Consider the following 9,418-nt stretch of genomic DNA (forward strand, 5'->3'; position numbering starts at 1 on the left):
TATTCACAGGATATTTTCAATATGAGTCGTGCTTCTGACGAGTATGCTAAAGCCTTTAAAGCTAAACATGCCATACAGGATTATATTTTTACAGACGGAACAGCAGCAGATAGTATTGAAAGACGGTTTGCTGAAGATTTGGATAGCGCGGATGAAGTAGTAGTTTATGCCAAACTTCCAAGGGGACCTCGTGGTTTTTACATCCCGACTCCAGTTGGGAAGTATTCTCCAGACTGGGCTATATCATTTAAGAAAGGTTCAGTAAAACATATTTTCTTCATAGCGGAAACTAAAGGCACAATGGATAGCCTCCAGTTGAGACCGATAGAACAGGCTAAAATCACCTGCGCAAAGAAGCTATTTAATGAGTTGTCTACAAGTGAAGTGAAGTATCATGATGTGGATACCTATCAGAATTTGTTGTCGGTTATTGATTCGCTCTAGTCTTTATTTGTATCAGTGTAGTATATTGATGTATGTTTGTCATGAGGATTGAAGGGGGTTAATAATGCTAACATTTGAGTTGATTGATAATAATGAGATTTTCGCAAAAGATTTCAGGCCCTTTACAAAGAATAATGAAATTTGCTTTCCTAAGAATGAAAAAATTACAGCTATATACGGCCCTAATGGGACTGGGAAAACCAGTCTCATTAGAACGTTGGCAGGACATAAAGGAACTAAACTAAAATTTGCTTATGATGGAATAAATTATAGCGATGGTTCGGAAGTGTTTCACATAATAAATGATCAGAATAACAGAAATATTATTGAAGGTGAAACTAAGGATTTCTTTCTGGGGGACAATATTAAACGTGAATTTGAGCTACAAAAATACCTGTCAGAAGAGCGTAATAAAATTATTGGTGAGATAATTTCAAAATTGAAGTCGAATCATAGCATTTCTGCTGCCAGCAGCCCTTTGATTAATCTAATAGACAATTCTCAGATAGCAGAAATAGTTAAAGATATCGTAAATAAAAAATCAAAAGGGGAAAACTTTTCAACTGAGGATTTAATTGAGAAATTTAAAACAATACCGCTCGTTAATATCGAATTGAATGACGAAGAACAAAGGAAATTAGATTTTTTGAAAGCGGATTACGCTAGTAAAGATTCTGTTATCCAAAAAATCGATAATTTAGAAACAAGGAATATCCAATCTAATCCTCATGTACATGAGATAGAAGAAAATACAGAAGCAATTGCTATTCTTGAAAGGTTTAAAAAAGATCAGTGTATAGTGTGTGACACTACAGAAATTGACTGGCAAAAGTTGCTGAAGTCAAAATCTGAAAATAGAACAAAGGTAGCTTCATCTTTGGATAAAGAAATTAAACCACTTATTGAGAAAATAATCGATTTAGTGCCTAATAATGATCCATTCATGATTAAACGATTATTGCTTGAGGCAATTAGTAATGGGGATAAAATTAATATTAACAAACTTATAGTTGATTTTTTAACTACAAAGAAATTATTTTGTAGATTGGTTATGAATGAATTATCTACCGTATTTACAAACAGTGATTTACCAGAGAAAAATGATGAGTATCAGGCTCTTTTGTCAGAAAAACCTGAGATTACAGAAGAAGATATGCTGTATATAGAAGAAATAATCAGTAACAGCATGAATAAAAAACTAGTGCTAGAACGGGGAGATCATAAGAATTTAAAGATTACTTTGTCTAGTCATGAGTTTTTAGGGAAAGGGAGGGATGAACTTCCTTTGAGTACAGGTGAACAAAATTTTCTGTCACTGACTTTCGAGTTCTTGAAAGCTAAGAACTCCCCTTGTCCCATTGTTGTGATTGATGACCCTATTTCAAGCTTTGATTCAATATACAAAAATAAAGTTTCATACGCTATAGTGAAAATGCTCCACCATAAAAAGCGTATTGTTTTGACCCATAATACTGATTTGTTGCGTTTACTGGATGGTCAATATAAAAAATGTTATAAGCTGTATTTATTAAACAATACTGATGGTGAAGAGAATGGGTTTGTTCCTATTAGTTACAATGAACAAGAAATGCTTATAAGCCTTGAAAAGTTACTTTCAACATTTAGAAATAAGATATTCCCACATATTCAAAATGTTGATTTATACCTGATTTCAATGATTCCTTTTATGCGGGGATATGCAAATATACTAGATAGAGTAGACTTGAAAGAAAAACTTACACAATTAATGCATGGATATAAATCAGAAAGAATCAATATAGCTCAAGTTTATATAGAATTATTTGGGAATGAAGGCGAATTCATTCCAGCCAACTATGAGGTTTCCGTAACAGATATTTTAAGCAAGACGGTAGATGGTGTGAATATTCTAGACAGGACAAAGTATCCACTCTTGGATAAGACCTTGAGACATTCATTCTTATACTTGTATCTAAGACTATTGGTAGAAAAGAAACTTGTAGAGAAATTTAAGATTGATACTTCAACTCACAAACAGTTGGGCCAGATTATTAATGCTGCTTATCCTGATGAGAACGAAATCACACAGATTCGAAATAGGATTAGATTAACATCGAAAAAGACGTTAATAAATGAGTTTAATCACTTTGAAGGAAATTTGAGCATATTTCAACCTGCAATTGATATAACTGATCATGATCTTTTGAAAGAGCGATCAGATATTGTAACTTTTATAAACGGCTTGTAGTTGAAATTTGAATCAATAAGTTAGTTTCTTCATCAAGTAAAGGTAGAAATATTGATTGACTCGTTTCCACTAACGGGAAAAAGTATAAAAGTGATATAGATATGTTTCCGCTAACGAGTAAAATGTATAAAAATGGGATAAAATTGTTTCCACGTACGGATAAATGTGAAAAATCACACAAGACATCAATCTGAGCCTATCGTGCCATGTTGAGACGGTAGTATTGATGTCACGGTTGGATAAGTAAGCGTGTAATAAGATTAGTAAATAAAGGCTTTCGGTGATTTGAGATCTGGTTCTAAGCCGGAAGGATAATCACGGTTCTTTGCTTTGAGGGAAGCTATCCAAGATTGATGGATTTAAAAAGCCATAAGACAATGCTGTTATTGATTTGGTGAGTTGATAAGATGGTTGGCAAAATAATGGCGAGTTGACAAGATAACTGTGGTTGATTCATCTTAGATTGTGAGATTGGATTATACCTTATTTATTTAAATTGTTGAATATTATAAGACCTTAGAGTATTTTATAATTAAGACAGATAAAAATCTATAATGATTAGATTAAGACTAATTGGAGAGGAGAGTTCTGAGAATGGAAACTGAGGAAAAGAAGAAAGATAGAGAGTTAATCAAACGATTACGGCAACTTGCAATAACAAAGCAACTTAATTTTTTGATTGGCTCAGGAGTATCAGCAAAATCAATTGGGTTGATGAAGGATTTTAAGGAAGATGTGTCTGTAAAAAAACAGCTAACGACTTTCTTGCTGAGAAGATTGAAGAAGTAAGTAAAAAGTTACTAGACGATACATACGAGTTTGATGAAGATCATAAAGTCAAAGAAGATTTAGAGGAATATTATGAATTGGTTAGAGTAATAATTGATGTTCTTAACATTTCGAACTCAAGGCAAACGCCAAAGTCTGCAAATATTTTTACGACTAATTTTGATTTATTCCTCGAAAAGGCTGTGGATAGATTGCTATTAAATAGCAATTTTGTTTTTGATGATGGAGCAAAAGGATATTTTAAACGAGAGCTAGATAGTTCAAATTACAACCAAGTTGTTTCTTACAAAGGGTTAAATGATAACTATATTAGTGAAATTCCATCAATATCATTAATAAAGCCTCATGGATCCGTTAATTGGCAAGAAGATCACGGAAAAATTAATATATACAGCTACGTTACTAAAAATCCAATGATTGTAAAACCGACAGCCCTTGAGGGTCAAGATACATTTTCAAATAATTATTTCCACGAAATGTTGAGGGTATTCCAACTTGAATTAGACAAACCACAATCAGTTTTATTTGTTATCGGCTTTTCCTTTCAAGATAAACACATTGGTAAGATGATTTTGAGAGCTTTGAAAAACCCAGAATTAATGATGTATGTTTTTGCGTATTCAGAATCAGATAGACAAAGTTATATTAATAATTTAGGGATTAGGTCTTTGCCGGCAAATCTAAAAATCTTAACACCGAGTAATTTTGATAATAAGAATCTAACAAAGAACACAAATGATAGAAGTGAAGAATGGTATAGCTTAACTCTGGATAATTTTAATAACATTTTATCTGGTGCTACCTTGAGTTGATTGAATTTATCCGCAAGAACAAATTCCGCACCTTAGAATATGATGATAAGCTTGTAAGGAAGATAATCCAGAGCGTTACAGTCTATGAAGACCACTTCGTCATAGCCTTCAAATCTGGCATCGAAATGGAAATATGAAAACCAGAAGTAAATAGCCCATGACTCTACAGTAGAGTTGTGGGTTTTCTTTTGCTTGCTGATTATAATAATATTTTAATAACTATTGTGCTTATCAACCAAATGGTTTATAATATTATTAGCGTAAACTTGGAGGTGCTGTATGACTACGGCAGAAATGATTAAAGAACTGTGTGAGCAAATGAATATAAGTGTTTTCGAACTTGCTAGACGTATTGGCCAGACTCCACAGAATTTCAATAAAAAATTACAACGAGAAACAGTAACCTTGGATGAGTTGAAGGCCATTGCTGATGTGCTAGGTGTCAAGTTTGTGCAGGCATTTATTTTACCAGATGGAGAAGAAATAAAAATATCTAACGAGTAAAGGAGGCGGTCTAATATAATGATTAGTCCGGAAAGTTACTATGAAGAGTATCTCAAAGGAAAGACAAAAGAAAAAATAATGACCGCCATCCGAGGACTTAAGCAAGAAATAGGACGTCTAAAAAGTACACTGGAAAATCCTGACTATGATGATAACGCAATTATTCATCCGGATAAGTTTACCTGCATTTACTGGACTCGTGGGTACTTGGAAAAAGCTAAAGAGACCTTAAGAGAGAATATGAAAGGGGTATTCAAATGAAAAAAAAGGATTTGATGCATGAAATTAAAAATCAATATATAGAAAAACAAGGGTATCACGATGTTACTCACACTCATCATCAAGGACATGAGTCAGCTTCACACGCTTCATGTATCACTGTAGTTCCGATCTTTAATCATTTAGAAGGAGAACAGATGGAGGAAATTATGAAAGTAACGAAATCGACCTCTTTTAAAAAGGGTGAAGTAATTTACCGAGAGGGAGATATATCCGACTTGTTATATATTGTAAGTAAAGGGAAAATTCGAATTTACCGTTTGTCTGAATCAGGAAAAGAACAATTAGTGAGAATATTAAATCCAGGCGATTTCACTGGAGAGCTTGCCTTGTTTCGCGAATCAATTCAGGAAGCATATGCAGAAGCAATGAGTGATACCGATGTATGTATGATTAGTAGAAATGATTTGCAAGAATTTTTATTAAAGTACCCTACTATATCTTTGAAGATTTTATCGGAATTCTCTAACCGATTAGAAACATCAGAAAAACAAACAACTAGATTTGCCACAGAGAAGGTAGATACTAGATTAGCACTGTTTCTTGCAGAATGCATGGAAAGCGGAGATGGTCCAATGGAAATTGAATTGCCAATGAGTAAAAAGGATTTAGCCTCTTATCTAGGAACTACTCCAGAAACTATTAGTAGAAAGTTAGCTGACCTTGAAAATGAAGGATATATAAAACAAAAATCAGGTAGAAAGATTGAGATTTTAGATTTAGATGGATTGTTGTTGGTATAGATGTGATAATATAAAGTAAAATAGTAGTAAAAATTATTAAAACATTTAAAAAAGACTAAACTTGATTTAGATCAATTTAATTTCTTTCAATCTATAGTATTATATAATCAAGATAAAGAAAAAATAAAACAAGAAAGAAGGAAAAAAATATGTCAAGACAATTAAATTTTAATCAAGTAAAGGAAACTCATTTAAAAACATTAGCACAATATGTTCCAGTTGTAGCAAAAGTTCATGGAGGAAATCATCCAGAATTCTACCAGGTTCGTAAAGTATATGATGAACTTGCAAAGAAAGCAAAAGATGCGGGAGTAGAAAAGCCGGATTTAAAAGAGGAGTTTGTAAAATTACGTGAAATCACAGATAATTATACAGTTCCAGGTGATGTATGCGAAAGTTATGAAGCAGTATATAACATGTTAGCAGAATTAGATAAAGCATATGAAGCATAAAAGAAAACAAACAAAGTAATGGAAAGATATAAATAATCTAATAGGGAGGAGTATGAATGTGCAAAAATTTATATTAGGAAGAAAAAACCATATTACAATAGTAAGTGCAATTTTAATAATAATTGCATTTGTCAGTAAATTAGGCTTCGAAAACGAACAAATAGCCATATGGGCATTAGTAATTGCTTCAATTTTGGGAGTTTCACCTATTGCGATTCAAGCATATCAAGCATTAAAAGTCAAAGTAGTTAGTATTGATGTTTTAGTTACCATTGCAGTTATCGGAGCCTTTATAGTTAGAAACTACGAAGAATCAGCAATTGTTACATTTTTATTTCTATTTGGAGCTTATCTAGAACAAAGGACACTTAATAAAACACGTTCTGCAATTAAAGAATTAACTCAAATGGCACCAGAAAGTGCCTTAAAACAAGTGGAAAATGGTGAGTTTGAAGAAGTAGAAATAGATGAAGTTGATGTAGGAGATATTTTGCTTGTTAAAACGGGTGCAAAAATCCCAGTTGACGGTACAGTGTTAACAGGAGAAGGGCATATTAATGAAGCAAGTATTACAGGAGAAGCGGTTCCTGTAAGTAAAAAGAAAGGTTCAGGGGTATATGCCGGAACAATTTTAGAAAATGGAACTATTCAAATCACTGCTGATCGTGTAGGTGAGGATACTACTTTTGGTAAAATCATTGAGTTGGTTGAAGAAGCACAGGATTCAAAATCAGAAGCAGAACGTTTCATTGATAGATTTTCTAAATACTACACACCAGCTGTTTTAGTTCTCTCTTTTATTGTATGGATATTTTCAAGGGATATTGAACTTGCAATTACAATATTAGTTTTAGGGTGTCCAGGAGCATTGGTAATCGGTGTACCGGTTTCAAACGTCGCGGGGATTGGCAATGGAGCACGTCACGGAGTCCTTCTAAAAGGTAGCGAGGTTATTAGTGACTTTAGCAGACTAGATACCATGGTATTTGACAAAACAGGTACATTAACAATAGGAAATCCCAAAGTAGCTGATAAGGAAATTTATGCAGATAATGTATATGAAGTATTAGGGTATCTAGCAAGTGTTGAAAAGGAATCAGATCATCCATTAGCAAAAGCAGTTGTAGAATATATTGGAGATATAAAATTATATACAGTTGAAAAAACAGATGTTGTAAAAGGTGGAGGAATTGTAGCTCATGTAGAAGGTCATAAAGTTGCAGTCGGTAATGTGGCACTAATGGAGCAAGAAAATATTCTTTTAAGTGAAAAAGCTCGTGCAAATATTGCCAGATTTGAGAAAAATGGAAATTCACTTGTTTTAACATCAGTTGATGGTGAATTAAAAGCATTGATGGGTATTCGTGATCAAATTCGCCAGGGTGTAAAAGATGATCTTAAAAAGTTGAAAAAACTTGGTGTTAAAAATCTAGTAGTTCTTTCTGGTGATAACCAAGGAACAGTTGATTTAGTAGCACGTGAACTAGGACTTACAGAAGCTCATGGACATATGTTGCCAGAAGATAAAGCAACATATATTAAAGAGTTACAAGAAAAAGGTCAAATTGTGGCATTTGTTGGAGATGGAGTAAATGATAGTCCTTCACTAGCTCTAGCACAAATTGGAATTGCTATGGGAAATGGAACAGATGTAGCAATCGAAACTTCAGATGTTGTTTTAATGAATTCAGATTTCAGCCGCTTGCCACATGCATTAGGTTTAACAAAAGCAACCGCTAATAACATGCTTCAAAATATTATTATTGCAGTAGGGGTTGTATTAGTCCTTCTTGCCAGCGTATTCTTTAGTGAATGGATGAACATGTCAATCGGTATGTTAGTACATGAAGCAAGTATATTAGTAGTGATTTTAAATGGTATGAGACTTCTTCGCTATAAATTAAGAAAATAAAAATAAATAAAATTCTTGATGTAAATCAATTTATTATAGATAATAATAGTATATAATACAATTAACATAAACTAAAGGAGAGATGAAAAATGCAAAAAGCAACAATTCAATTAGAAACATTAACATGTCCATCATGTATGCAAAAAATAGAAAATGGAGTTAAATCATTAGATGGAGTAGACAAAAAAAGCATAAAGGTGCTATTTAATTCAAGTAAAGTAAGAGTGAAATATGATGATGAAAAAGTATCTATAAAAGATATTGAAAATGCCATCGATAAATTAGGATATGAAGTTATAAAATCTCAAGTAAAAGCTTTATAAAATAAGAGGGAATAAGTTTGGTTTTAATGATATCAGATGCTGGTTAATGTCATCTACGGTAAAGGACACAGTTACCAAGTTATAATGTCGTTGATATCTTCCCACACACGAAAGCCCACAGTGGATATGTTCTCACAAAGAGAATTTCTGATAAAAATATTTTGGTTACTAGTATTTGACAGCTATAACTTCCGCTCAAGCCATTTAGAAAGTGTAGTATTGATGTCAAGAAAATAGTAATGGACTTTTAAGAGAGTTTTATCCTAAAGGTATGGATTTGTCAGAAGTAAATATTGATGAATTAAATTATAACTTAAGTTTAATGAATAATAGACCAAGAAAATGTATAAAATATAAAACACCTAAAGAAGAACTTTTTGGTTTCTTACCATAGGTGTTGCATTTGATTTGACAATTCGTCTTATAAAAAACCTTGTGGGAAAACCAAATCATGAAAGTCATAGTTTTTGTATCTTTTGTTTAAGTATTTTAATATTTGGGTAAAACTATAAAATAAGGAAATAGTCATTATGATTATTATAAATTTTTTTATCGATTAGAAAATAGAACAATGCTAGTAAATGTAGGTAAATAGAATTTTAGACACAACAAAAATTGCTATATAAAATATTAAATGAGGAAAAACTAATGCAAACTTGTAAATATTGTCAGGAAAAAGGGGAGTGTCTCTCTAAAATCAAACTTTTTAATGAGCTTGGTGTAGATGAATCAAAAAATATTTATTTATCAGCGCTTCATAAGGATTTAAAAAATGGTCAAAGTTTATTTTTAGATGGAGATCTAGTTGACAAACTTATTGTAATGTAATTAGCTAATATAGTGACTTGAAAAATAGAGCAATAAAAAAGGGATATGAAATAAAAAACAAGTAAATGAAAAGCAACAAAAATAAAAACAAGTAAAAAAAGGAAT

10 protein-coding genes and 3 pseudogenes are annotated in these 9,418 nt (G+C 32.2%); all 13 read left to right on the top strand.

Annotation, left to right across the window (positions count from 1 at the left end; genetic code table 11):
• A pseudogene (locus tag PWP28_RS13280) lies at positions 1-444 on the top strand (restriction endonuclease subunit R); the annotation flags it as partial.
• Positions 445-508: 64 nt separating this feature from the next.
• Positions 509-2,671 (top strand): AAA family ATPase, encoded by a 2,163-nt coding sequence (locus PWP28_RS13285; RefSeq protein ID WP_308644961.1) that lies wholly within the window; start codon positions 509-511, stop codon positions 2,669-2,671.
• A gap of 594 nt (positions 2,672-3,265) precedes the next feature.
• Positions 3,266-3,460, top strand: a complete 195-nt coding sequence (locus PWP28_RS13290) for a hypothetical protein (protein ID WP_308644962.1) — start codon at positions 3,266-3,268, stop codon at positions 3,458-3,460.
• A gap of 182 nt (positions 3,461-3,642) precedes the next feature.
• Positions 3,643-4,272: an SIR2 family protein gene (locus tag PWP28_RS13295; RefSeq protein ID WP_374045499.1), complete on the top strand. Its 630-nt coding sequence runs from the start codon at positions 3,643-3,645 to the stop codon at positions 4,270-4,272.
• Positions 4,266-4,409, top strand: a pseudogene (locus PWP28_RS13905) (site-specific recombinase); the annotation flags it as partial. The gene PWP28_RS13295 and the pseudogene PWP28_RS13905, both read left to right, overlap by 7 nt.
• Before the next feature lie 142 nt (positions 4,410-4,551).
• Entirely contained in the window at positions 4,552-4,776 is a 225-nt protein-coding gene (locus PWP28_RS13305) for a helix-turn-helix transcriptional regulator (RefSeq protein ID WP_308644964.1), read from the top strand.
• An 18-nt stretch (positions 4,777-4,794) separates the two neighbouring features.
• A complete protein-coding gene (locus PWP28_RS13310) occupies positions 4,795-5,037 on the top strand; it encodes a hypothetical protein (protein ID WP_308644965.1) in 243 nt (80 codons plus the stop codon).
• Positions 5,034-5,798, top strand: a complete 765-nt coding sequence (locus tag PWP28_RS13315; protein ID WP_047001640.1) for a Crp/Fnr family transcriptional regulator — start codon at positions 5,034-5,036, stop codon at positions 5,796-5,798. The genes PWP28_RS13310 and PWP28_RS13315 overlap by 4 nt, the downstream gene beginning before the upstream one ends.
• A 149-nt stretch (positions 5,799-5,947) precedes the next feature.
• Positions 5,948-6,250, top strand: coding sequence for a hypothetical protein (locus tag PWP28_RS13320; RefSeq protein WP_047001639.1), 303 nt, complete (start codon positions 5,948-5,950; stop codon positions 6,248-6,250).
• A gap of 58 nt (positions 6,251-6,308) precedes the next feature.
• Positions 6,309-8,162 (top strand): heavy metal translocating P-type ATPase, encoded by a 1,854-nt coding sequence (locus PWP28_RS13325; protein WP_308644966.1) that lies wholly within the window; start codon positions 6,309-6,311, stop codon positions 8,160-8,162.
• A gap of 89 nt (positions 8,163-8,251) precedes the next feature.
• A complete protein-coding gene (locus PWP28_RS13330; protein ID WP_308644967.1) occupies positions 8,252-8,485 on the top strand; it encodes a heavy-metal-associated domain-containing protein in 234 nt (77 codons plus the stop codon).
• Positions 8,486-8,714: 229 nt separating this feature from the next.
• A pseudogene (locus PWP28_RS13910) lies at positions 8,715-8,879 on the top strand (IS30 family transposase); the annotation flags it as partial.
• 254 nt (positions 8,880-9,133) lie between these two features.
• Positions 9,134-9,313 (top strand): hypothetical protein, encoded by a 180-nt coding sequence (locus tag PWP28_RS13335; protein ID WP_308644968.1) that lies wholly within the window; start codon positions 9,134-9,136, stop codon positions 9,311-9,313.
• Positions 9,314-9,418: the final 105 nt, after the last annotated feature.

This window comes from Oceanotoga sp. (genome assembly GCF_030445905.1).
Taxonomy (GTDB): Bacteria; Thermotogota; Thermotogae; order Petrotogales; family Petrotogaceae; genus Oceanotoga; species Oceanotoga teriensis.

Bases quoted from the DNA above. Each gene is read 5' to 3' on its own strand.
- PWP28_RS13285 (WP_308644961.1), top strand. From the start codon at position 509: ATGCTAACATTTGAGTTGATTGATAATAATGAGATTTTCGCAAAAGAT.
- PWP28_RS13290 (WP_308644962.1), top strand. From the start codon at position 3,266: ATGGAAACTGAGGAAAAGAAGAAAGATAGAGAGTTAATCAAACGATTA.
- PWP28_RS13305 (WP_308644964.1), top strand. From the start codon at position 4,552: ATGACTACGGCAGAAATGATTAAAGAACTGTGTGAGCAAATGAATATA.
- PWP28_RS13310 (WP_308644965.1), top strand. From the start codon at position 4,795: ATGATTAGTCCGGAAAGTTACTATGAAGAGTATCTCAAAGGAAAGACA.
- PWP28_RS13315 (WP_047001640.1), top strand. From the start codon at position 5,034: ATGAAAAAAAAGGATTTGATGCATGAAATTAAAAATCAATATATAGAA.
- PWP28_RS13320 (WP_047001639.1), top strand. From the start codon at position 5,948: ATGTCAAGACAATTAAATTTTAATCAAGTAAAGGAAACTCATTTAAAA.
- PWP28_RS13330 (WP_308644967.1), top strand. From the start codon at position 8,252: ATGCAAAAAGCAACAATTCAATTAGAAACATTAACATGTCCATCATGT.
- PWP28_RS13335 (WP_308644968.1), top strand. From the start codon at position 9,134: ATGCAAACTTGTAAATATTGTCAGGAAAAAGGGGAGTGTCTCTCTAAA.